Here is a 21,762-nt window from a genome sequence, read left to right as displayed (position 1 = left end):
CTGACCTCAGGTCCAAAACCAATTTATCCAGAATATACCAAGTAAGCCGCCAAGCTATTTCGATTGAAATTCGTACACCTGCGCTGTCGCCAAGCATCTAGCCTACCTCGGATGTCCTAATCCCTTAACGTCGTGCTCGGTCTTGTTGTAAGTCGCTTGTACTTCATTCTGCGGCTGTTCCGGTTTGCTCCCGGCAAACCGGTGACTCGGAACATCAAGGCTGGCCTGCTGCCCGAGGCCACCTAACGGAGGCCGAGCCGGGGGAATTGCACTCGCGCCGTCCCTGGCGCTCGCCCTGCGGGCAGCGCTGCGCGCTGTGCCAATCGGCTGTCCATGCCGATTGGTGAACCCCAGGGGGTCATTCACCACCCGCTCGTCAAACCAACAAAAAGGCCACCCGCTTGGGTGGCCTTTTTGTTGGTTTGGTGGAGCCGGGGGGATTTGAACCCCCGTCCGTGAACCCTACATCCTCGGTACTACATGCTTAGCCGTCTCTTTTAGTTAACTGCGTTGAGCGCCGAGTGGCAGGCTTTCAAGCAGCGAGCCTGATTGGTTTTAACGTCTTGGCTCCAGGCGAAGCCGCCACGCGATCCTGTCAAGTTTGACCTTCCTGATCCAAAGCCGACAGGCGGGCTAAGGGGGAAGGGCTCTCTACTGCTTATTAGGCAGCGAGTGCGTAAGTTTCGTCGTTTGCGACTATTTTTTTGCGGTTTTTTTACGAGGCCAACCGCACCTCGGCATGCACCTTGGGTTTCGCGATCCCCGTCGAATCCTGATCGGCCCCAAGTAGTGCGGCCAGTATATCAGAGCTGGTCGCCGCGCTCCAAGGACTTGTGATCCCGATCCCTTTTCCCTGCCCTTGCTCCCAAGGCCTTGCCTGGGTTAGAACTTGACCGGCAATGCCCAACAAGGAGGGATAATGAAAAAATTGCTTCTGGCCGCCCTGCTGGTGGCCCCCCTGGCCCAGGCCTTCGACAACAAGGATGACGCCATCCACTATCGCCAGTCGGTGTTCGACCTGGTGGCGGCCCACTTCCACGAGATGGGTTCCATGGTCAAGGGCGACAAGGCCTTCGACGCCAAGGAATTCCAGTACCGCGCCGCCAGCCTGGCCGCCCTGTCCAAGATGCCCCTGGAGGGTTTCCTCTACCCCGGCTCCGACAAGGGCGACACCCACGCCAAGGCCGCCGTCTGGGAGAAGATGGACGAGTTCAAGGAGCACCTCTCCGGTTTCCAGGCCGATGCCGCGGCCCTGGAAAAAGCCGCCGCTGGCGGTGAGCTGGCCGCCATCAAGCCGGCCTTCATGAAGACGGCCAAGAACTGTAAGGCCTGCCACACCGAGTTCAAGAACCGCTGAGCAGCAAAAAGGCCACCTTCAGTGGCCTTTTTTGTGGTCAGAGGCCGCTGCCCCAGCCCCAGTACAGGAGCCCCCAGAGCCCGGCGAACACCAGCCAGGCCGGCCAGGGCGCCTTGAGCCTTGGCGCCTCTGCCACCCCGGCCTTGCGGCCCGTGACCATGGCCGGTACCAGCCTGTCGCCACGCAGGCTGTGGCCCAGCACCGCCAGCACATGGACGGCGGCCAGGGCCAGCAGCAGGTTGAAGTTGAGGTGGTGGAGCCGGGTCAACCAGTCGGAGGTTTCGCCTGAAACCCAGCCATAAAGCGGCCCCTCGGTGAAGATCTCGTCATTGGCGAACAGGCCGGTGCCGAGCTGGACGCCGAGGCTCAGCAGCAGCGCCACCACCATCCAGCCCCCCAGGGGATTGTGGCCGGCCACACCCTTGCCGCGGCCTTTGAAGAGATCGCGGCCGAAGGCCAGGGCCTGCCTGGGCCCCTTGAGGAACTGGCCGAAGCGGGCGCTGCCCGAGCCGGCGAAGCCCCAGTAGAGACGGGCGCCCCAGAGGGCCATCAGGGTCATGGCCAGCCACTGGTGCCAGACCATGTCCCCCTGCTCTGCCGTCCACCAGCAGCCGCCCAAGAGGCCCAGTTGGGCCCAGTGGTAAAGCCGGACGAAACCGTCCCAAACCTTGGTCATGCCGTCGTTACTCCTCATCCTTGGCCGCAACCGCCACCGGGTGCTTGGCCAGCTTACGCTGCAGGGTGCGCCTGTGCATGCCAAGGGCCTTGGCGGTGGCGGAGACGTTGCCGCCGTGGTCGGCCAGCACCTTGTGCAAATGTTCCCATTCCAGCCGCGCCGGCGGCAAGGGCTGCTGGGCCTGGGAGGGCGTCGCTTCGCCGCCTATGGCGGCCAGCAAGGAGGCCATGTCCAGGGGCTTGGGCAGGTAGTCGTCGGCCCCGGCCTTGATGGCCGCCACCGCCGAGGCGATGGCCGCATAGCCGGTCACCACCAGGAGCCGTGCCTGGGGCAACAGCGCCCGCAGCGGCGCTATCAGCGGCAGGCTGGTGCCCTGGGCCAGTTTGAGGTCCAGCAGCACCACCTGGGGAGCGAAGGACCCGGCCTCGGCCAGCAGCGCCTCGGCCCTTTCCAGGTGCCTGACCTCGAAGCCCTTGCGCCCCAGCACCCTGGCCAAAGTCGCGGCCAGGACGAGGTCGTCCTCCAGCAGCAGCAGTTTGGTGTTCACGCCTTTCTCAGCCCCACTTCCACCCAGCTGCGCTCGCCGTCCCCCTGGATACGCAGGAAGCCCCCCAGCCGCTCCAGGCTGACATGGGCCAGGAAGAGGCCGAGGCCAGGGCCCGGATGGCGGTCTGAGGGCAGCGGCTGGCCCAGGGAGCGGGCCAGCTCTGGGGCCAGGCCAGGGCCGCCGTCGTCGATGCGCAGCAGCCAATGCTCGCCCTCTTCCGTCAGCCGCAGGGTTATCTGGCCGCCCTGGTGGGCGGCGTTGTCCAGCAGGTTGAGCAGGGCCGGGATCAGGGTGGCGTCACTTCTCACCAGGGCGGTCGGCGCCTTTGGCAGCTGCAGGTCGGTGGCGGGGCGCAGCAGCATGAAGCGCTCGGCCAGGTCGGCCAAGAGTGCGCCAAGGGCCAGGCCACTGGCCGGCTGAGGTTCGGCCGCTTGGCGCACCTCCTGCAACTGGCCGGCGCAACGGGACAGGGCCCCTTGCAGGGCCGCAAGCCTGGGATCGGCCAGCTCTTCTGCCAGTTCGTCGGCGTTGAGCCTGGCCACCGACAGGGGGCTGGCCAACTGGTGGGCGGCCAGGGCCGCCTGGGCCGCTACCGCCATCACCTGTTCGGAGCGCAGCTGCTGCTCGCGCAGCCGGCCTATGGCCGCCTCCTGGCGGCGCAGCACCTTGTTGAGGTGGGCGGCGAAGAGCAGCAGCACCCCTATGGTGAGCAGGGTGTTGGCCCACATGCCCCAGTAATGCCCTGCCCTGTGCCAGCCCATGTTGTCCGGCACCAGCATCAGGGCGCTGTAACCCAGCACGGCGGCCAGGGCGACCCAGAGCGCCCGCTGCTGGGCCTTGGCCAGCAAGGCTATGACCACGGGCAGCAGGTAGAGGCTGACGAAGGGGTTGGTATGGCCGCCGGAAAACCCGAAGAGGGCGGTGAGCAGGGCCATGTCCGCCAGCAGCCAGCGCTGGCCGCTGCGCCTGCGGGTCAGCAGCAGCATCAGCCCCTGGGCAAGCCAGAGGCCCAGCAGCAGCGGCAACGAATAGGGCAGCCCGGCGATGCCCAGCCAGAGCAGCATGGCACCGGCGGCAAGCCAGAGGATAAGGCGCAGGGCCTGGATGTCGTTGGGGAGGGGAGCCGTCATAAATCCACTCAACTATGCCCTCGGCCAAGCCGGGCGACAAGCCCCCAAAAGCCAGATCTGCCACCTTTTTCACGCTTTGTTTGCGACCGGCAGCAATGGCGAAAAAAGTTGATCAAGATCACATGACAGCCCCTGTCAAAAGGCGTAGGTTGAAACCGAAGGCGAAGAAAAAGATGACTCAGGAGGTTTCACCATGCGCATCGATATTACCAGCCGGACCCAGCCCATCACCGCCGCCCTCGAGGCTCAGATCCAGAAACAACTGGGCAAGCTGGAACGCTTCGACGTCCCCTTCATCAACCCCAAGTTCATCATCGACCGTGACGGCCAGGCCGTGCTGATGGAGGCCAGCATAGGACTGCCCAGTGGTGAACTCATCGCCAAGGCGAAGGATGTCGACGGCTACGCGGCGCTCAGCGCCCTGGTGCAGAAACTGCAGCGCCAGCTTAAGACCTATGTGCACAAGCCCAACGCCCACCGCGCCGCGCGCAGCAACAGGGCCCAACTGCTGGAGATGGACGGGGCTGCCGACGCGGCCTGAAGCTCAAGCCTCCTGCTGCTCCGGCCACTCCAGGGGCAGCAGATCCAACCGGGAAGGGCGACCGATGAGGTTGCCCTGCGCATAATCCAGTCCCAGCCGCCGCACGTAGTTCAGCAAGGTCGGCGAATCCACGAACTCCGCCACCACCGGCAATGACAAGCCGCGGCAGACCGCCGCTATGCCCCGCACTATGGCCCTGTCCCTGGGGCTGTTGAGCAGGTCCCGCACCAGGCTGCCGTCAATCTTGACGTAATCCACAGGCAACACCTGCAGGTAGCGGAAGGAGGAAAAGCCGCTGCCAAAATCGTCCAGGGCGAAACGCACCCCTTCTTGCTGCAAGGCTTCCATGAAACGCCGCGCTTCCTTGAGGCTGTCGATGGCCACCGATTCGGTGATCTCGATGCAGAGGGTCTTGGCCGGCACGCCGGCGGCGCGCAGCCAGTCGCGGATCTGCAACGCAAAACGGCAGTCAGAGAGGCTCTGGCCGCTGAGGTTGACGGCCAGCACCAGCTGGTCGTGCAGGTCGGGGTGGCGGCTCAGCCAGTCGATCACCGCCTTCAGCACCCAGTGGTCAAGGCGGTTGGTGAGCTGGAAATGCTCGGTGGCGGCCAGGAAACGGCCCGGGCTCAGCATCTCGCCCTGGTCACCCAGCATCCGCACCAGCACCTCCACCCTCAGCGGGCCGTGCTGGGGCTTGAGGGCCTTGAGGGGCTGGTAGAAGAGCAGGAAATCGTCGTTGTTGATGGCCTGGCTGACCTTCCTGGCCCAGACGGAGGCCTGGTGGCGCTCCACCAGCACCGGATGATCGGCGCTGAACTTGACCCAGGGCAGTTCGGACGGCAGATGGCAGGCGAGATCCGCCCGGCGCAGGCACTCCCAGATCTCCAAGTCCGGCTCGCCGACACAGACCCCGGCCTTCACCGCCAGGGGATAGCCGTCACGGTTGATCTGGCCGACGGCACTTTCCAGCACCCGCAGCAGGGCCTCCAGGCGCGGCGCCCAGTCGTCGCCGCAGAAGCGGACCCAGAAGGTGTCGCCGTCGGGGCGGGCGGCGAATTCGCCATGGTGCAGGGCGCCCTTGACCAGTTCGCCCAGGCGGCTCAGCAGGCTGTCGCCGGCGTCATGGCCGAGGTTGTCGTTAAGGAGGCGAAAGCGGCGCAGGTTGAGCTGGGCCAGGGCGCCGTCGGCCAGGCCTTCGGACGCCAGCTTGAGGATGAAGCCCTGGCGGTTCAGCAGGCCAGTGACCCCGTCCAACTGCAGTTGCCGGCGCAGTTCCTTGAGCTGGCGCTGTTGGCCCTGCTGGCATTGGACATGCAGCCAGAGTTGGCCGTCCTTGCGGTAGCCGTGGAGTTGGAAACCCGGGATCTGTTGTTCGAAATAGGGTGATTTGCCGTCACGCCACTGACGCAGGGCCCCCAGTTGCAGGGGCAGCTCCAGCAGGCTGACGTGGCGGCCTCGGACGTCTTCCAGCTTGGGCAGCAAGTCGGCCAGGGAGCGACTGTAGCTCGCCACATCCAGTTCAGGGGTCAGGCATAGCCAGCCGCTGCGCCCCTGGCTCGCCAGTTGCTCCAGGAGCTGCGACTGCCGCCGCTCTTTGAGCAGTTGGCCTTCCAAGGCCTTGATGCGCCTATGCCCCTGCCACCAGCACAGGCAGGCACCACCCAGCAGGCCGGATGTTCCCAGTTCGACAAGCGAAGGGGAAAACAGCATGGGTCTCTCCCTAAATAGGCAGTCTTTTCGCTGCTATATCAATATGCTGGCCATAAGCATGGCCTTCTTTGTAATGTAAGAGGCCTATTCTGATGGACTCTTCCTGAACGGCAAGGAAAAAAAAGTGAAATGGCGAATTGGAGCACTGTTACTGGCAGCCCTTGCCGTTACTCCTCTGGTACTGCTCTACGCTAGTACCCCCAAGCTGGACGGGGAGGTCCGGCTGGCCGGGCTCAACCACGGCGTCAGCGTCGACCGCGACAACAGGGGCGTGCCGCTGATCCATGCCAGCAACCAGCTGGATCTGGCCAGGACCCTGGGGTACCTGCACGGCCAGGAGCGTTTCTTCCAGATGGATCTGCTGCGCCGCCTTGCCGCCGGTGAGCTGGCCGCCCTGGTGGGGGACAAGGCCCTGGCGACGGACCGCGACAAGCGCCGTCACCGCTTCCGCGCCCGGGCCGAGCAGGCCCTGGCCAAGCTGGATCCCAAGACCCAGGCCCTGCTCCAGGCCTATGCCGGCGGCGTCAACCAGGGCCTGGCGGCTCTCCACGGCAGGCCCTTCGAATACTGGCTGCTGCGGCAAAAACCCCAGCCCTGGCGCCCCGAAGACAGCCTGCTGGTGATCGACGCCATGTACTTGGACCTGCAGGGCAACAGCGCCGAGCGGGAATGGAGCCTGGCCGCCATCAGCGACAGGTTGGATGCGGCCCAGCGCCGTTTCTGGTTCCCCGAAGGAGGCGCCCTGGATGCGGCCCTGGACAGCAGCTTCCCTGAGCCGGCCCCCATCCCAGAAGATGGCCTGCCCAACCTCGCCGCCCCCGGCAAGCCGGCCCCCGAGCAGGCCCCCGGCTCCAACGCCTGGGCCGTGGCCGGCCGCTTCACCAACGACGGCGCCGCCATGCTGGCCTCCGACATGCACCTCAGCCTGCGCCTGCCCAACATCTGGTACCGCATGGCCGCCCGGGTCGGCGAACAGATGGAGGTGGGCCTGACATTGCCCGGCTCCCCCGGCCTGGTGGTGGGCAGCAACGGCCATATCGCCTGGGGCTTTACCAACGCCTACGGCGACTTCTCCGACCTGGTGGTGGTCAACAAGGTGGGCGACAACAGCTACCAGACCCAGGAGGGCCCCAAGCCCCTGGTGCACCACCAGGAAACGTTGCTGAGCGCCAGCGGCAAGAGCGAAGTGCTGGATGTGGACGAGACCCAGTGGGGGCCGCTGATGGGCACCCTGCCCGACGGCCGGCCCTACGCCCAGCTCTGGGAGGCCCAGCAGGAGGGAGCCGTCAACTTCAAGCTGATGCAACTGGTGAACTGCCCCGACGTCAACTGCGCCCTGGACCTGGCTCCCCAGATGGGGATCCCCACCCAGAACCTGGTGGTGGCCGACAGCCGCGGCAATATCGCCTGGACGCCGGCCGGCCCCCTGCCGGAGCGCACCGGCTACGACGGCCAGGCCCCGGTCGACCTCAGCCAGCCCGGGCTTACCTGGAGCGATCGCCTGCCGGCCAGCGCCTACCCCAGGCGCATCAACCCGCCTGGCGGGCGGATCTGGAGCGCCAACCAGCGCATGTTGGGCGGTGCCGAGCTGGACCGCATCGGCGACGGCGGCTTTGCCCTCGGCGAGCGGGCCGGGCGCATCCGCGACGCCCTGCGCAGCCAGAACCTCTGGGATGAAAAAGGCTTCTTCGCCCTCCAGTACGACAACCGCGTGCCCCTCTACGACTTCTGGGCCAAGCTGCTGGCCAAGGAGCTGGCGGCCATGCCGCCCTCGCCGGACTTCGTCAAGGCCAGGCGTCTGGTGGACGCCTGGGACGGCAGCGCCAGCGCCGGCTCCCAGGCCTTCGGTCTCATCAAGGGCTTCCGCCAAGCCATGATGGGCAGCCTCTTTGCTCCCTTCTATGAACTGCAGAAGAAACTGCCCGGCTTCGACACCGCCGCCATCGACAACCAGTGGGAATACCCCTTGCGCCAGTTGCTGACCGAGCGGCCTGGCCAACTGCTGCCCGCCGGCTATGACGACTGGGACGCCCTCTTGAGCGAGCAGACGGCGCGGCAGGTGGCCAGGGCCGCCGAGCAGGGCTGGCCCACCTGGGGCGCCGAGCACCAGAGCCACATTCGCCATCCCCTCTCCAGCGCCCTGCCAGGCTGGCTGGCCCGCTACCTGGACGCGCCCGTGGTGCCCCAGTCCGGCGACAGCTACGCGGTGCACGTCACTGGCCCGGCCTTCGGCGCCTCGGAGCGCTTGGTGGTCACTCCAGGCCAGGAGGACAGGGGCATTTTGGTGATGCCGGGCGGCCAGGCCAGCAACCCCCTGTCCCCTTATTACCTCAAAGGCCACCAGGACTGGCAGGAAGGCCACCCCGAACCCCTGATGCCCCAGGAAAGCCGATGGCAGCTCAAGCTGACGCCCTGACCGGCACCTATTACCTTGAGCATTTCGAGGCCCTGCTGGCCCAGGTTGAAGGTCGCTACGGCGACCTTTTTATTGAGGCCGAGCAGGCTCTGCTGGCCAGCTTCAAGGTCCTGCCGGTCGACGCCCGCGCCCTCTATGTGCGCTTCCTTGGCCGCCGCGGCCAAGCCTTTCGGCAAGACAAGCTCAATTACCCCGAGCTGGCATTGCCCCAGGCCCTGGCCAGCCTCGAGGCCGCCGGCTTTATCGCAGCGGCTCCCCCGACCACTGCACTGCTGGCGCTGCTGACCAAGGCCGAGCTGGCCCAGCTCTTTGGCCTCGACGCTCGGCAAAAGCGCCTCGACCTGCTGGCCCAGGCCGAGGCCCTGCCCTTCCCCGCCCTGCCCTTTCACATCTGGCAACTGCGCTTCGAAGACTTCTTCCGCCGCTGCCTGCTGCTCTATTTCGGCAACCCCTACCAGGATCTCAGCGAGTTCGTAGTGACGGCGCTGGAGCACGTGCGCTACGAGGCCTATGCCCTGGATGTTGGCAGCCGTTTCTACCGGGACAGGGGGCACCTCGAGCGCCACTTCGCCCTGGCCAAACTGGCCCAGGAACTGGAGGCCACGGAAGAGGCCGAGCTGCCGGCCCTGGCAACCAGCTGGCCTGAAGGGGATGACAGGCGCTGGCAGAAGTTGACCCTGGCCCTGGCCAGGCGCCTGGAAAGGGCCGGTGCAACCGCCCAGGCCCTGGCCTTTTATGCCAAGACGCCCCTGCCCCCCAGCCGCGAGCGCCAGGTACGGCTTATCCAGAAGCAAGCCGGCGACCAGGCCGCCTGGCAGGCGCTGGCGCCGGTACTGCAAGGGCCAATGGACGCCAGCGAGCAGGACTTTATCGAGTGCTTCGGCCAGCGCCTGGCCAAGAAGCTGGGCCAGCAGCTGCCGGCGGCACCGGTCAGCGCCGTAGCCGAGGAAGTGCGGCCACTGCCGGCCGGCAAGGGCTCGGTGGAGCTAAAGGCCCTTCAGTATTTCCAGGCCGGCGTGCACGGCGAGAACCAACTGCTCACCGGCCTCTTCGGCCTCTTGTTCTGGGACATCGTCTTCGCCCCGGTGCCGGGCGCCTTCTTCCACCCCTTCCAGCGCGGCCCCCAAGATCTGTTCAGCCCTGATTTCACCGAGAAGCGCCGGGCCCTTATCGAGGCAAGGCTCAAGGAAATTGAGGGTGACTGGCTGCCAAGGGCCCAGGCCTGTCGGCGGCAAAAGCAGGGCATCACCAACGCCCTGGTGCACTGGCCCTTCTGGACAGAGGAAAGCCTTGAACTGGCCGGCGCCATACCGGGGGCGCACCTGGCCGCCTGGTTCCGCCATTTTCTTAGCGACCCCCGCCACCACCGCAGCGGTTTTCCCGATCTGCTGGTGCTCGAAGAGGGCGGCTACGCCCTGGTGGAGGTCAAGGGCCCAGGTGACCGCCTCCAGCCCGGCCAGAAGCGCTGGCTGCGGGAACTCATCCGCCTCGGCCACCCCGCCCGGGTGTTGCACCTCAAGTAGTGCATCCCTGCTAGGCTGGAAGGGTCAGCAACAGGAGGAAGCATCATGGGTTATGTCGACGGATTCGTGGTCCCGGTACCACTGGACAGGCTGGAGGACTACTTGGCCATGGCTCGCCTCGCCGGTGCCGTCTGGCGCGAGCACGGCGCCCTGAGCTATGTGGAGTGCGTCGCCGACGACGTCAAGGAGGGCAAGCTCACCTCCTTTCCCCAGGCGGTGCAGCTCCAGCCCGGCGAGACGGTGATCTTCGCCTGGATCACCTACCCTTCCAGGGAAGCCAGGGACGCCATCAACGACAAGGTCTTCAAGGATCCCCGCTTGGCCGACATGATGGATGCCAGCAAGATGCCCTTCGACGGCAAGCGCATGTTCTGGGGCGGCTTCACACCGTCGGTGCAATACCAGCCCTGAGGCCAGCCCCGGCTTAGCCGCTGTGACAGGCGCCGTTGGCAAGGCATAAAAAAACCCCGCCAGATGGCGGGGTTTCATTTTGCTTTATACAGCGACCATTACTTGCTGGTCAGCTTCTCGCGGATGCGAGCTGCCTTACCGGTGCGGCTGCGCAGGTAGTACAGCTTGGCGCGACGTACGTCACCGCGACGCTTGACCTCGATCTTGGCGATCAGGGGGCTGTGGGTCTGGAAGACACGCTCAACACCTTCACCGTTGGAGATCTTACGCACGGTGAAAGCGGAGTGCAGGCCGCGGTTACGCTTGGCGATAACCACGCCTTCGAAAGCCTGCAGACGCTCTTTATCGCCTTCTTTAACACGGACGGAAACAACCAGGGTGTCACCGGGGGCAAAGGCCGGGACGTCCTGTTTCAGCTGTTCGTCTTCAAGTTGCTTGATGATGTTGCTCATAATTTCAATTTCCCTAGGTGTAACTGAGACTTAACTGTGATCCGCTTGTTCGCGGATAAATTCAGCAAGAAGTAGTTCCTGCTCGTCAGTCAGAGCTAGGTTGTCCAGCAGATCCGGACGCCTTTGCCAAGTCCGGCCCAGTGACGCCTTGAGGCGCCAACGGCGGATGGCCTGGTGATCACCGCTCAGAAGGACTTCTGGTACCGTCATGCCGTCGAGTACCTCAGGCCGCGTATAGTGGGGGCAGTCGAGCAGCCCCGTCGCGAAAGAGTCCTCTTCGGCTGACTGATCATGACCCAGTACTCCCGGCACCAGCCGGGCGACAGCGTCAATCAGCACCATGGCAGGGAGTTCCCCGCCGGACAGCACGTAATCACCTATAGACCATTCTTCGTCTACCAGCGACGTTATCACGCGCTCGTCTATGCCTTCGTAACGGCCGCACACCAATACCAAGGCTTCGGCCTTGGCCAGGGTTCGGACGCCTTGTTGGTCCAGCCTTCGGCCCTGGGGCGAAAGGTAAACCACCTTAGCCTGCGCACCTGCTGCGGCCTTGGCTACAGCAATGGCGTCTTGCAGCGGCTCGACCTTCATCAGCATGCCGGGACCACCGCCGTAAGGCCTGTCGTCCACGGTGCGATGCTTGTCGGTGGTGAAATCACGGGGATTCACGCACTCAAGCCGCAATAAACCCTTGTCTATGGCTCGCCCCATCACCCCGTGTTCGGTCAATGCCCGGAACATGTCGGGGAAAAGGGTGACAACCGCCAGCTTCATCAGAAGCTGGGATCCCAGTCCACCTCGATGACACCACCAGGGATGTCGACCTTCTTGATGAACTGTTCTGTGACGAAGGGGATCAATCGTTCACGTTGACCAAAACTGTCTCGGCTGTTGGCCTTGACCACCAGCACGTCGTTGGAACCGGTCTCCATCAGGTGGTCCACCTGGCCCAGGTCATAGCCCTGGAGGTTGACCACGCGAAGCCCTTCCAGGTCGCGCCAGTAGTAGTCGCCATCAGCAAGCTCCGGCAGTTGAGAGGCTTCGACTGCGATGTCCATGCCATTCAACAGCTCGGCGCCGTTGCGATCGGTAACTTGGTCCAAGAGCACTACCAGGCCCTTGTTGTGGCGTCGCCATTTGACGATGCCTCTCTCCTGCCAGTCCCCATCACGGCCCAAGAGCCAGGGTTGGTAGGAGAAGATGTTTTCCGGATCGTCGGTAAAGGAATTCACCTTGACCCAGCCACGGATACCGTAAGGGGCGCCGAGTCGGCCAACAGTGATCTTTTCCATGAAAAGCCTTTACCTCTGGGAAAACGGTGGCTAATTAAGCCTTGTTGCTCTTGACCAGTTGAGCTACGCGATCGGTCATGGCCGCACCCTGGGAAACCCAGTGGTTGATGCGATCCACGTCCAGGCGCAGTTTCTCTTCCTGGCCACGGGCGACGGGGTTGAAGAAGCCAACGCGCTCGATGAAACGCCCGTCACGGGAGTTACGGCTGTCAGCAACGACAACTTGATAGAACGGACGCTTTTTAGCGCCGCCACGTGCCAAACGAATGGTAACCATACCGTCCTCTTGGTTGATACAAGTGAATGGCGGGCCCGGAGGGGGCCCATGCTGTAAAGCCCGGCAATTTTACTCAGATTGCACTTGAATGCAAGAAAAGGCGGCGGCGGGATAGACAATAGTAGAGGCGGCCCGGGCCGCCTCTCAAAACGCGCAGAGAAAAGGAAGGGATTAGCTCAGAGCTTGGGCATGCCGCCAGGGGGCATCATGCCCTTCATGGAGCGCATCATCTTCATCATGCCGCCCTTGCCGGACATCTTCTTCATCATCTTCTGCATCTGGGTGAACTGCTTGAGCAGCTTGTTCACTTCATGCACCTCGACACCGGCGCCCATGGCGATGCGGCGCTTGCGCGAGCCCTTGATGACCTCGGGCTGGCGGCGCTCACCGGGGGTCATGGAGCTGATGATGGCCCCCATGCGCTTGGTGAGTTTGTCGTCCATCTGGCCTTTGATCTGCTCGGAGATCTGGCCCATGCCTGGCAGCTTGGTGAGCAGGCCCATCATGCCGCCCATGTTGTTCATCTGCTCAAGCTGCTCGCGGAAGTCTTCGAGGTCGAAGCCTTTGCCCTTCTTGACCTTGTCGGCCAGCTTGGCGGCTTTTTCCTTGTCGACGGTGCGCTCCACTTCCTCGATGAGGGACAGCACGTCACCCATGCCGAGGATGCGGGACGCCACCCGGTCGGGGTGGAAGGGCTCCAGGGCGTCGGTCTTCTCGCCCATACCCAAGAACTTGATGGGCTTGCCGGTGATGGCGCGGATGGACAGGGCGGCACCGCCGCGAGCATCACCGTCGACCTTGGTGAGGATGACGCCGGTCAGCGGCAGGGCCTCGTGGAAGGCCTTGGCGGTGTTGGCGGCGTCCTGGCCGGTCATGGCGTCCACCACGAACAGGGTTTCCACCGGCTTGACGGCGCCGTGCAGGCGCTGGATCTCGGCCATCATGTCGCCGTCGATGTGCAGGCGGCCGGCGGTGTCCAGCAGCAGCACGTCATAGAAGCCTTTCTTGGCGGCGTCGATGGCACCCTGGGCTATGGCAACCGGGTCCTGGGAGATGTCGGAAGGATGGAAGCTGACCCCCACCTCGCCGGCCAGGGTCTCGAGCTGCTTGATGGCCGCCGGACGGTAGATGTCGGCACTGACCACCATCACCTTTTTCTTGTGGCGTTCCTTGAGGAAACGGGCCAGCTTGGCGACGGAGGTGGTCTTACCGGCGCCCTGCAGGCCCGCCATCAACACCACGGCCGGCGGCTGGGCCGCCAGGTTCAGGGCCTCGTTGGCCTCGCCCATGGCCGCTTCCAGCTCGTCGCGTACTATCTTGATAAAGACCTGGCCCGGAGTCAGGGACTTGGTGACCTCGGCCCCCAGGGCCCGCTCCTTGACCTTGGCCACGAAGTCGCGCACCACCGGCAAGGCCACGTCGGCCTCCAGCAGGGCCATGCGGACTTCGCGCAGGGTGTCCTTGATGTTGTCTTCGGTCAGGCGCCCACGGCCGCTGATATTTTTCAGGGTACGCGTCAGCCTGTCGCTCAGATTTTCGAACATCTGTCTTTATCTCTGGATATCGGGTTGCAGGCAGTATACCCCAAAGAGGGGGGCGCCCCGAAAGACCGCTATTCACTTTTGCAAAAGCCTGCCCTTAGAATGGGGCAACTCCAAGGACGCCCCAGGACCCATGCTGACCTCTATCTTCTCCCTCGCCGCCACCTTGCTCTACGCCCTGTCCGCCGTGCTGGCGGCCGGCCGCCTGTTCAAGCACGAGGGGCCGAACCGGGTACAGACGGTGTCCCTGGGCTTTGCCGCCGCCGGCGCCCATTTGGCCAGCCTGATGGTGCTGGTGATGACAGGGGACGGCGAGAACCTCGGGGTGCTGAACGTGGCGTCCATGTCGGCCTGGGTGGTGGTGATGCTGATGACGACGGCGGCCATGCGCCTGCCGGTGCTGCAGCTGATGCCCATAGTCCACGGCTTTGCCGCCCTGGTGGTGCTGGTGGCCTGGCAGGTGCCGGTCAAATGGGTGCTGCACCTCAACGCCGAGCCCGAGGTGGTGATCCACATCACCCTGAGCCTCATCGCCTACGCCGTGATGGTGATAGCGGCCATCTATGCCCTGGAGCTGGCCTTCATCAACCGCCAGCTCAAACACCGCCGGCTGTCCGCCCTGCCCGCCTTCCTCCCGCCGCTGATGACGGTGGAGCGCCAGTTGTTCCAGCTGATGCTGGTGGGCCTTATCGTGCTGAGCCTGGCCCTGGCCTCCGGCTTCGTGTTCGTGGACGGCATGTTCGCCCGGGCCCAGATCCACAAAACGGTCTTTTCTCTGCTGGCCTGGCTGGTCTACGCCCTGGCCCTCTACGCCCATTACCGCCATGGCTGGCGGGGCCGCGGCGCCGTTTGGGCCAGCCTCGGCGGGGCCGTATTGCTGACCTTGGCCTATTTCGGCAGCAGATTCGTCCAGGAAGTCATACTGCGGTCTTGATCACAGCCCCCCCTTCGCGTAGTAAAATGGGGATTCCTATTTTGATAAAGGACGCCCCTTTTGGACGACATATCGACGAGTACCTTATGGATAGCCTTGCTGGTACTCATCATCCTCTCGGCCTTCTTCTCCAGTTCCGAGACCGCCATGATGTCGCTGAACCGTTACCGGCTTCGACATCTCACCAAGGAAGGACACAAGGGCGCCCGACGCGCCAGTGACCTTCTGGACCGCACCGACCGCCTTATCGGCCTGATCCTTATTGGCAACAACCTGGCCAATAACGCCGCCGCCACCATCGCCTCCATCATAGGCCTGCGCCTGCTGGGCGACCTGGGCGTGGCCCTGACTCCCTTCGTGCTGACCCTGGGCATGCTGCTGCTGGCCGAGGTCACTCCCAAGACCCTGGCGGCCCTCTACCCCGAGAAGGTGGCCTTCCCTTCGGCCTGGTTCCTCAAGGGGCTGATGAAAGTCTTCTACCCCGTGGTCTGGGTGGTGAACGGCATCACCAACGGCCTGCTGGCCCTGCTGCACATCAAGCCGGAAAGCAGCGGCGCTGACGCCCTATCCAGCGAAGAGCTGCGCACTGTGGTGGCCGAGGCCGGGGCCATGATCCCGCGCCGCCACAAGGACATGCTGGTCTCTATCCTGGATCTGGAAAAGGTGCAGGTGGAGGACGTCATGACCCCCAGATCCGACATCAAGGGCATCGACATCAACGACGACTGGAGCGATATCGTCAAGCAGCTGACCCATGCCCAGCACACCCGGCTGCTGCTGTACCGGGACAACATCGACGACGCCGTCGGTTTCGTCCATGCCCGCGATGCCCTGCGCCTGCTGTCCAAAAACCAGTTCACCAAGTCGGCGCTGCTGCGGGCGGTGCGGGAGATCTACTTCATCCCCGAAGGCACGCCCCTCAACGTCCAGCTGCTGAAGTTCCAGCGCAACAAGGAGCGTATCGGCCTGGTAGTGGACGAATACGGCGACATCCAAGGCCTGGTGACCCTGGAAGACATCCTCGAAGAGATAGTGGGTGACTTCACCACAGACCAGGCGCCGGCCCCCCACGAGGAGATCGTGCCCCAGCCGGATGGCTCCTACCTGGTGGAAGGTTCCATCTCGCTGCGCGAACTCAACAAGGAGATGAGCTGGGACTTCCCCACCGACGGGCCCAAGACCCTCAACGGCCTGATCCTCGAGCACCTGGAGGAGATCCCCGAGGCCAACATCTCCATCCGCCTGGCCGGCTACCCGCTGGAGATCATCGACGTCAAAGACAACATGGTGAAGACGGCGCGGATACTGCCGCAGTACAAGAAGGATTAAAAAAGGCCGCGCAAGCGGCCTTTTTCTTGGCTAGAACCAGTCCCAGAAGCCCTTGTCCAGGTCGTCCTTGCAGCCTTTGTACTGCTTGGAGAAGGCCCAGGCCCGGCTCTGCACCTTCTTGGCCACCTGCTTCAGCCAGGGCTTCCTCTCGTAGCTCTTCTGGCGGTAGCCGCCCCAGCCCTCGTGGTAGTTGAGGTAAAGGCCATAGGCGTCCCACTTGGAGACGCCGTTGAGCTTGTGGGTCTTGGCGATGTACCAGCCCATGAAGTCCAGGGCGTCGTCGAAGTCGTCGCGGTCGGCGCCCCAGTTGTCGGTCTCGCGCATATAGTCTTCCCAGGTATCGTCCTTGGCCTGGGCGTAGCCGTAAGCGCTGGAGACCCGGCCCCAGGGAATGAAACCCAGCAGGTAGTCACGGGGTGGCAAGGCGTCATGGTGGAAGCTCGATTCCTGGTAGAGGATGGCGAAAGGTACCTGCACCGGCACGCCCCACTTCTTCTGCACGTCCAGGGCCGCCTGGTACCAGTCGTCCTTCTCCTTGAAGATGGCGCAGAGGTTATCAGGGTCCTTGGGAGGCGCCGTAGCACAGCCGGCCAGCCAAAGGGCCGGAAGCAAAAAAAGAATTCGCATCATTTACAACATCTTCCGTCATCCACGCCACAAAAGTGCCAGAGCCTGTGAACTTTCACAAGGCGCCCCCCTCTAATCTTTCGCAAGCAGCAAGACTTTTCATGTCACATCCCTGTATGGGGAGGCCTCCAAAGCCTCCCCTTTTTTTATCCGCTTTTCAGTCACCTGGAACTATTCATCGACCTTGCTCTCGAAGAGTAGCGTGCAGCGACGGCTGCCGCCCATCCGAAGACGTCAGACTCCCAAAGGAGGCCCTTGGCCTCCTCTTTTTTTGCCCTAAGCTTGGGACAGGAAAAAGGAGGGCATCATGCGCAAGAAAACCCGCCTGCTCCACGGCGCCGGCAGCACGGATCAGGCCAGCGGCGCCCTGGCCGTGCCCATCTACCAGGTCAGTACCTTCGACCAACGGGAAAAGCGGCCTTACCAGTACAGCCGCGCCGCCAACCCCACCCGCAGCGCCCTGGAGGCGCGGATAGCCGAGCTGGAAGGCGGCTGCCGCGGCTTTGCCTTCGCCTCCGGCATGGCCGCCATCACCACTGTGATGATGCTGCTGAGCCCAGGGGACAAGGTGCTGATGACGGCCGATCTCTACGGCGGCACCTACCGGCTGGTCAGCCAGGTATTGAAGCGCTTCCAGATAGCGGTGCAGTTCGTCGACAGCAGCGACAGCCAGGCCGTGGCCGCCGCCCTGGGGCCCGACATCGCCATGCTCTACGTGGAAACCCCGGCCAACCCCCTGCTCAGCGTCACGGACCTGCGGGCCATGGCCGGCCTGGCCCAGGCGTCCGGCGCCCTGCTGGTGGTGGACAACACCTTCGCCACCCCCTACTGGCAGAATCCCCTGGCCCTGGGGGCCGACCTGGTGCTGCACAGCGCCACCAAGTACATCGGCGGCCATTCCGACGTATTGGCCGGCCTGGCGGTGGTGCGGGATGAAAGCCTTGGCCACCGGTTGCACCGGCTTCAGGCCAGCACCGGCGCCGTGCTGGGGCCCCAGGACAGCTTCCTGCTGCTGCGCGGCCTCAAGACACTGGGAGTACGAATGGAGGCCATAGAAGAAACGACCGAGATCCTGGCCGGTTGGCTAAACCAACACCCGGCCGTGCAGCGCCTCTATTACCCGGGCCTGGCGGTGCCTACCCAGCGCGCCGTGCACGACAGCCAGTGCGGCGGCTACGGCGGCATCATCAGCCTGGAGCTGGGGGACGCGGCCAGGGCCCAGGCCCTGGCCAGGAATTGCCGCTATTTCACCCTGGCGGACAGCCTGGGGGCCGTGGAGAGCCTGGTCAACCTGCCGGCCAGCATGAGCCACGGCGCCTTGCCGGCCGAACTCAGGGCCCGTCTCGGCATCACCGACAGCCTGGTCCGCTTGTCCATCGGCCTGGAGGACGTGGAAGACCTGCGGGAGGATTTGGCCCAGGCCCTGGGTGGATAAAACAAACCCCGGCAAGCCGGGGTTTGTCATTCAGGCGGCGCCGGCCTTGGCCGGGGCGAAATAATCCACCAGGAAGTCGTCAAAGCTTTGCTCGTCGGCCGCTTCCCCTGCCGCCTGGGCGGCCAGGGAGCGTGCCGCTTCGGCCTCGAAGAAGTGGCTGTCCCAGCGCCGGTAGGGGGTTTCCAGCAAGGCCTGGCGATGCCGGGCTGCCAGTTGCTGGCCCAGCTTGCCTGTGCCCTGGTCCTCGCTAAGGGCGGCCAAAACGCGCGCCGAAGGGGTCAAACTGGGGTCCGCTACCTTGGCGGCCTGGACCGCCAGGCTCTGCTGGTAGCTGTCCCCGCCCTGCTGGGCATCCAGGCCCTCGGCGATGCGCTGCCAGACCGGCATCAGTTCGGCAAACCAGTCGACCATGGCGACGGCCTGGCCCTGTCGGCTCAGCATCAGGCCCGGCTTGCGCCCTTCCAATACCGTGGCTTGGAAGTTCTTGAGATTCTCGCTCCACTGGACGTCGTCCAGCACAGGGGCATCCAACAGCAGGCAGGACAGCAGGAAGACGTCCATGAAGCGGGCCGTGTCCACCGAGAGCCCCAGGGGGCTGAAGGGGTCCACGTCCAGGGCCCTGACTTCCACGTACTGAACGCCACCGCGCTCCAGGGCATCGGTGGGCTTCTCGCCGCTCAGGGTGACCCGCTTGGGCCTGATGGGAGCGTAGAGCTCGTTCTCGATCTGCAGGAGGTTGGCGTTGAGCTGGCGGTATTGACCGTCCACCTTGACGCCTATCTTGGCGAAATCACTGCTGGGGGTGGCGATCACCTCGCGCAGGTCGCGGATATAGTGCCCTATGCTGTTGTGGTCGATGCGCAGTCCGGCCTGAGCCGAGCTGGTGTAACCGAGGTCCGAGAGCCGCAGCGAGGTGGCGTGGGGCAGGTAGAGGGTCTTGCCCAGCCTCTCGAAGGGCAAGTGGTGCTCCTTACCACAGAGGAAGGAGCCACAGAGGGCCGGGGAGGCGCCGAACAGGTAGGGCAGCACCCAGACCAGGCGCCGATAGTTGCGCAGCAACCCCATGTAGGCGCTGGAGGCGTCCCCTTCCGGCCAATGGGCCCAGATAGCCTCGGGCAGGGAGAAGTTGTAATGGACGCCGGCGATGAGCTGCATGATGGCGCCGTAGCGGTTCTTGAGCCCCTCCCGGTAGACCCGCTTCATACGGCCTATGTTGGAGGTGCCGTAGTAGGCCAGGGGGACCTTGTCCGGATCGGCGACATAGCAAGGCATGGACAGGGGCCAAAGGCTCTCCCCGTCCAGGTGCTTGAGGCTGAACACGTGGATATCCGACAAGGAGGCCATCAGCTCCTCGGCAGAGGCCGTGACTGGCGTGATGAACTCCAGCAGGTTCTCGGCGAAATCCGTGGTGATGAATTCGTGGGTAAGGGTCGAGCCCAGGGCCCTGGGGTGAGGCGTCATCGCCATCTGGCCGTCGGCTGTGATGCGTAGCGCTTCGCGTTCGACCCCCCGCAGCGGATGGAACAATAAAGGCAATGCGTTCTGGGCCGCCAAAGCATCGAGGCGGCGTTGCAACTGGTTCAGCAAAGAAAACCCTTCCCTTCCAAGCCGGGGGACCTGACCAATCTAGTCGAGGGCGACAGCCCCTGGCAAACCCGGCATGCCTTGACCAAGGAGCTAAGCGTAATGGCTGAGCGGGGATGGATGCAAAAACTTTGTGATTTAGATCACTGATGAGGTTCATTACCGCCACCGCCTTCACCGCCATTGGCGCCCCCGGACAGCCGGGCCTAGACCCCTTTTGTTGCACCAGCTCGGCACTTCCCTGGCGACACCGGAAATAGGGCTGTAAGCTGTTGTGCAACCGACCTTATTTGCGGCCAAGGACAATGAGCAGACTCTTTCTCCTCCCCCTGGTGCTGTGCCTGCTGTGGTGGCTGGCCATCAACTACTTCCGCATTCCCCTCAGCCGTGGCAAGGTCGGCTTCTACTGGATCCTCGGCCTCTCCGCCTTACTGATCGCCTTCATGTCGCTGATGCTGTGGGTGACGAGTTACCAACAGTAGCCAGCCCAGGCAGGCCAATTGGGCCCAAACGCAAAAAGCCCGCTCGATAAGCGGGCTTTTCCATCGATGGTGCGGCTTAAAGCGGCTTTGCCCTGCACGAAGGGTCGCAGGCAGCCTAAAACGAGAAAGGCCCGCTATGAAAGCGGGCCTTTGACATATGGCGCGACCGGGAGGGCGAACCTCGAAGTCAAGGCGCTGCCTTGACGCCGGTGAGCGGCCGCCTCTGGATGGGCGGCCTGGACGTTCCACCAGGGAAGGTCTCCCCACCATCCTCTCCGAGCATGGGACTGGCCTGCCTGACCGCTAGGAGCGGACTAAGGCCAATCGCCATGGGAAACCGGATCTCAACATCAAAGCAAAGCGAAGAGTGCCCAGAGGGATCTGCAATGGGCCCTAGAACGAGAAAGGCCCGCTATGAAAGCGGGCCTTTGATATATGGCGCGACCGGGAGGGCGAACCTCGAAGTCAAGGCGCTGCCTTGACGCCGGTGAGCGGCCGCCTCTGGATGGGTGGCCTGGACGTTCCACCAGGGAAGGTCTCCCCACCATCCTCTCCGAGCATGGGACCGGCCTGCCTGACCGCTAGGGGCGGACTAAGGCCAATCGCCATGGGAAACCGGATCTCAACATCAAAGCAAAGCGAAGAGTGCCCAGAGGGATCTGCAATGGGCCCTAGAACGAGAAAGGCCCGCTATGAAAGCGGGCCTTTGATATATGGCGCGACCGGGAGGACTCGAACCTCCAACCGCCTGGTTCGTAGCCAGGTACTCTATCCAGTTGAGCTACGGTCGCAGATGTCGGATTGTGTTGTCTGAATGGCGCGACCAGGAGGACTCGAACCTCCAACCGCCTGGTTCGTAGCCAGGTACTCTATCCAGTTGAGCTATGGTCGCAGTCTTCAGACAAAAAACGCTTACCAATGGTAAGCGCTATTCGACACATTTCAAGATGGCGCGACCAGGAGGACTCGAACCTCCAACCGCCTGGTTCGTAGCCAGGTACTCTATCCAGTTGAGCTATGGTCGCATCTTGAAAGTGTCGATGGCGGTGAGGGGGGGATTCGAACCCCCGATGGGCTTTTGACCCATACTCCCTTAGCAGGGGAGCGCCTTCAGCCTCTCGGCCACCTCACCTCGACGGATGCGAATACTACCGGAACGACTTGGCAAGTCAAACACTTTTTCCAGGCAGACCGGCCAGTTGCACAGCCTTTAAACAGACCGTATAGAAAAGCGGCAACCTGGGTCACAGGTTGCCGCTTCAGGGAATCGACTATCCGGAAAACGATCAGTAGTTGCCGTCGAGATCGTTGGGATCTTTCTCAGCCTGGATACGCTGGTAGATCTCTTCACGGTGGACCGAGACTTCCTTGGGTGCGTTGACGCCTATACGCACCTGGTTGCCTTTCACGCCCAGGACGGTAACGGTGACTTCATCTCCGATCATCAGGGTTTCGCCGACACGGCGGGTCAGAATCAGCATCGCTTTGCTCCTTG

General features: G+C 63.6%; 21 protein-coding genes, 4 tRNA genes and 1 other RNA gene. 9 read left to right on the top strand and 17 right to left on the bottom strand.

The features are described from left to right. Positions 1 to 423: 423 nt before the first annotated feature. Positions 424 to 784: a transfer-messenger RNA gene (ssrA, locus tag PVT67_RS04325) on the bottom strand. A 135-nt stretch (positions 785 to 919) separates the two neighbouring features. On the opposite strand from ssrA, the gene PVT67_RS04320 reads away from it, so the two are divergent. Continuing rightward, a complete protein-coding gene (locus tag PVT67_RS04320) occupies positions 920 to 1,357 on the top strand; it encodes a c-type cytochrome (protein WP_301498180.1) in 438 nt (145 codons plus the stop codon). A 37-nt stretch (positions 1,358 to 1,394) separates the two neighbouring features. Here the strand turns inward: PVT67_RS04320 and PVT67_RS04315 are convergent, their stop codons facing one another. From PVT67_RS04315 to PVT67_RS04305, 3 genes are read right to left on the bottom strand one after another with little or no spacing between them, the layout of a single operon-like run. Then, a complete protein-coding gene (locus PVT67_RS04315) occupies positions 1,395 to 2,033 on the bottom strand; it encodes a cytochrome b/b6 domain-containing protein (protein ID WP_301498178.1) in 639 nt (212 codons plus the stop codon). A gap of 7 nt (positions 2,034 to 2,040) precedes the next feature. Next, positions 2,041 to 2,580 (bottom strand): response regulator transcription factor, encoded by a 540-nt coding sequence (locus tag PVT67_RS04310; RefSeq protein ID WP_301498176.1) that lies wholly within the window; start codon positions 2,578 to 2,580, stop codon positions 2,041 to 2,043. Next, positions 2,577 to 3,710: a sensor histidine kinase gene (locus PVT67_RS04305; protein ID WP_301498174.1), complete on the bottom strand. Its 1,134-nt coding sequence runs from the start codon at positions 3,708 to 3,710 to the stop codon at positions 2,577 to 2,579. The genes PVT67_RS04310 and PVT67_RS04305 overlap by 4 nt, the downstream gene beginning before the upstream one ends. 193 nt (positions 3,711 to 3,903) lie before the next feature. Between PVT67_RS04305 and hpf the strand changes: the two genes are divergently transcribed. Continuing rightward, positions 3,904 to 4,251: a ribosome hibernation-promoting factor, HPF/YfiA family gene (hpf, locus tag PVT67_RS04300; protein WP_301498171.1), complete on the top strand. Its 348-nt coding sequence runs from the start codon at positions 3,904 to 3,906 to the stop codon at positions 4,249 to 4,251. 3 nt (positions 4,252 to 4,254) lie between these two features. On the opposite strand, the gene PVT67_RS04295 is transcribed toward hpf, so the two are convergent. Continuing rightward, on the bottom strand, positions 4,255 to 5,961 hold the full coding sequence (locus PVT67_RS04295; protein WP_301498169.1) for a bifunctional diguanylate cyclase/phosphodiesterase: 1,707 nt from the start codon (positions 5,959 to 5,961) through the stop codon (positions 4,255 to 4,257). Positions 5,962 to 6,085: 124 nt separating this feature from the next. Between PVT67_RS04295 and PVT67_RS04290 the strand changes: the two genes are divergently transcribed. The 3 genes from PVT67_RS04290 to PVT67_RS04280 are packed head-to-tail and all read left to right on the top strand — an operon-like array spanning position 6,086 to position 10,311. Then, positions 6,086 to 8,377, top strand: coding sequence for a penicillin acylase family protein (locus PVT67_RS04290; protein ID WP_301498166.1), 2,292 nt, complete (start codon positions 6,086 to 6,088; stop codon positions 8,375 to 8,377). Continuing rightward, entirely contained in the window at positions 8,353 to 9,900 is a 1,548-nt protein-coding gene (locus PVT67_RS04285) for a VRR-NUC domain-containing protein (protein WP_301498163.1), read from the top strand. Before PVT67_RS04290 ends, PVT67_RS04285 begins: the two co-directional genes overlap by 25 nt. A gap of 45 nt (positions 9,901 to 9,945) precedes the next feature. Next, positions 9,946 to 10,311, top strand: coding sequence for a DUF1428 domain-containing protein (locus tag PVT67_RS04280; protein ID WP_301498161.1), 366 nt, complete (start codon positions 9,946 to 9,948; stop codon positions 10,309 to 10,311). A 98-nt stretch (positions 10,312 to 10,409) separates the two neighbouring features. Here the strand turns inward: PVT67_RS04280 and rplS are convergent, their stop codons facing one another. The 5 genes from rplS to ffh form a co-directional block, all read right to left on the bottom strand. Beyond that, positions 10,410 to 10,763, bottom strand: coding sequence for a 50S ribosomal protein L19 (gene rplS / locus PVT67_RS04275; RefSeq protein WP_301498159.1), 354 nt, complete (start codon positions 10,761 to 10,763; stop codon positions 10,410 to 10,412). 30 nt (positions 10,764 to 10,793) lie between these two features. Then, positions 10,794 to 11,540 carry a tRNA (guanosine(37)-N1)-methyltransferase TrmD gene (gene trmD, locus PVT67_RS04270; protein ID WP_301498158.1) on the bottom strand — a complete coding sequence of 249 codons (747 nt, stop codon included), beginning with the start codon at positions 11,538 to 11,540 and terminating at the stop codon, positions 10,794 to 10,796. Continuing rightward, positions 11,540 to 12,058, bottom strand: coding sequence for a ribosome maturation factor RimM (gene rimM, locus PVT67_RS04265; protein WP_301498157.1), 519 nt, complete (start codon positions 12,056 to 12,058; stop codon positions 11,540 to 11,542). Before rimM ends, trmD begins: the two co-directional genes overlap by 1 nt. A gap of 34 nt (positions 12,059 to 12,092) precedes the next feature. Beyond that, positions 12,093 to 12,335, bottom strand: coding sequence for a 30S ribosomal protein S16 (gene rpsP, locus PVT67_RS04260; protein WP_301498156.1), 243 nt, complete (start codon positions 12,333 to 12,335; stop codon positions 12,093 to 12,095). A 176-nt stretch (positions 12,336 to 12,511) separates the two neighbouring features. Further along, the gene (gene ffh / locus PVT67_RS04255; protein WP_301498155.1) at positions 12,512 to 13,879 is read right to left on the bottom strand and encodes a signal recognition particle protein; all 1,368 of its coding nucleotides are present in this window, start codon (positions 13,877 to 13,879) and stop codon (positions 12,512 to 12,514) included. A 130-nt stretch (positions 13,880 to 14,009) separates the two neighbouring features. Between ffh and PVT67_RS04250 the strand changes: the two genes are divergently transcribed. After that, on the top strand, positions 14,010 to 14,810 hold the full coding sequence (locus tag PVT67_RS04250) for a cytochrome C assembly family protein (RefSeq protein WP_301498154.1): 801 nt from the start codon (positions 14,010 to 14,012) through the stop codon (positions 14,808 to 14,810). A 60-nt stretch (positions 14,811 to 14,870) separates the two neighbouring features. Then, entirely contained in the window at positions 14,871 to 16,139 is a 1,269-nt protein-coding gene (locus PVT67_RS04245) for an HlyC/CorC family transporter (RefSeq protein WP_301498153.1), read from the top strand. 30 nt (positions 16,140 to 16,169) lie between these two features. Here PVT67_RS04245 and PVT67_RS04240 read toward each other — a convergent pair whose 3' ends face one another. Then, positions 16,170 to 16,769, bottom strand: a complete 600-nt coding sequence (locus PVT67_RS04240) for a transglycosylase SLT domain-containing protein (RefSeq protein ID WP_301498152.1) — start codon at positions 16,767 to 16,769, stop codon at positions 16,170 to 16,172. Positions 16,770 to 17,073: 304 nt separating this feature from the next. On the opposite strand from PVT67_RS04240, the gene PVT67_RS04235 reads away from it, so the two are divergent. Next, positions 17,074 to 18,201 carry an aminotransferase class I/II-fold pyridoxal phosphate-dependent enzyme gene (locus PVT67_RS04235; RefSeq protein ID WP_301498151.1) on the top strand — a complete coding sequence of 376 codons (1,128 nt, stop codon included), beginning with the start codon at positions 17,074 to 17,076 and terminating at the stop codon, positions 18,199 to 18,201. Positions 18,202 to 18,231: 30 nt separating this feature from the next. On the opposite strand, the gene gshA is transcribed toward PVT67_RS04235, so the two are convergent. Next, entirely contained in the window at positions 18,232 to 19,788 is a 1,557-nt protein-coding gene (gene gshA, locus PVT67_RS04230; RefSeq protein WP_301498150.1) for a glutamate--cysteine ligase, read from the bottom strand. A gap of 302 nt (positions 19,789 to 20,090) precedes the next feature. Between gshA and PVT67_RS04225 the strand changes: the two genes are divergently transcribed. Beyond that, positions 20,091 to 20,267 (top strand): hypothetical protein, encoded by a 177-nt coding sequence (locus PVT67_RS04225; RefSeq protein WP_301498148.1) that lies wholly within the window; start codon positions 20,091 to 20,093, stop codon positions 20,265 to 20,267. A gap of 714 nt (positions 20,268 to 20,981) precedes the next feature. On the opposite strand, the gene PVT67_RS04220 is transcribed toward PVT67_RS04225, so the two are convergent. From PVT67_RS04220 to csrA, 5 genes are all read right to left on the bottom strand, one after another. Next, a tRNA-Arg gene (locus PVT67_RS04220) sits at positions 20,982 to 21,058 on the bottom strand. A 24-nt stretch (positions 21,059 to 21,082) separates the two neighbouring features. Then, positions 21,083 to 21,159, bottom strand: a tRNA-Arg gene (locus tag PVT67_RS04215). Between the two features lie 56 nt (positions 21,160 to 21,215). Next, positions 21,216 to 21,292 (bottom strand) — tRNA-Arg (locus PVT67_RS04210). 16 nt (positions 21,293 to 21,308) lie between these two features. Then, positions 21,309 to 21,399, bottom strand: a tRNA-Ser gene (locus PVT67_RS04205). 154 nt (positions 21,400 to 21,553) lie between these two features. Further along, positions 21,554 to 21,748, bottom strand: a complete 195-nt coding sequence (gene csrA / locus PVT67_RS04200; protein WP_301498146.1) for a carbon storage regulator CsrA — start codon at positions 21,746 to 21,748, stop codon at positions 21,554 to 21,556. Positions 21,749 to 21,762: the final 14 nt, after the last annotated feature.

Origin of the sequence: Gallaecimonas kandeliae, from assembly GCF_030450055.1 — a bacterium.
Classification (GTDB): Bacteria; Pseudomonadota; Gammaproteobacteria; order Enterobacterales; family Gallaecimonadaceae; genus Gallaecimonas; species Gallaecimonas kandeliae.
Note: the sequence above shows the minus strand (reverse complement) of the source record. Positions and strands in the feature narration are given on the sequence as shown.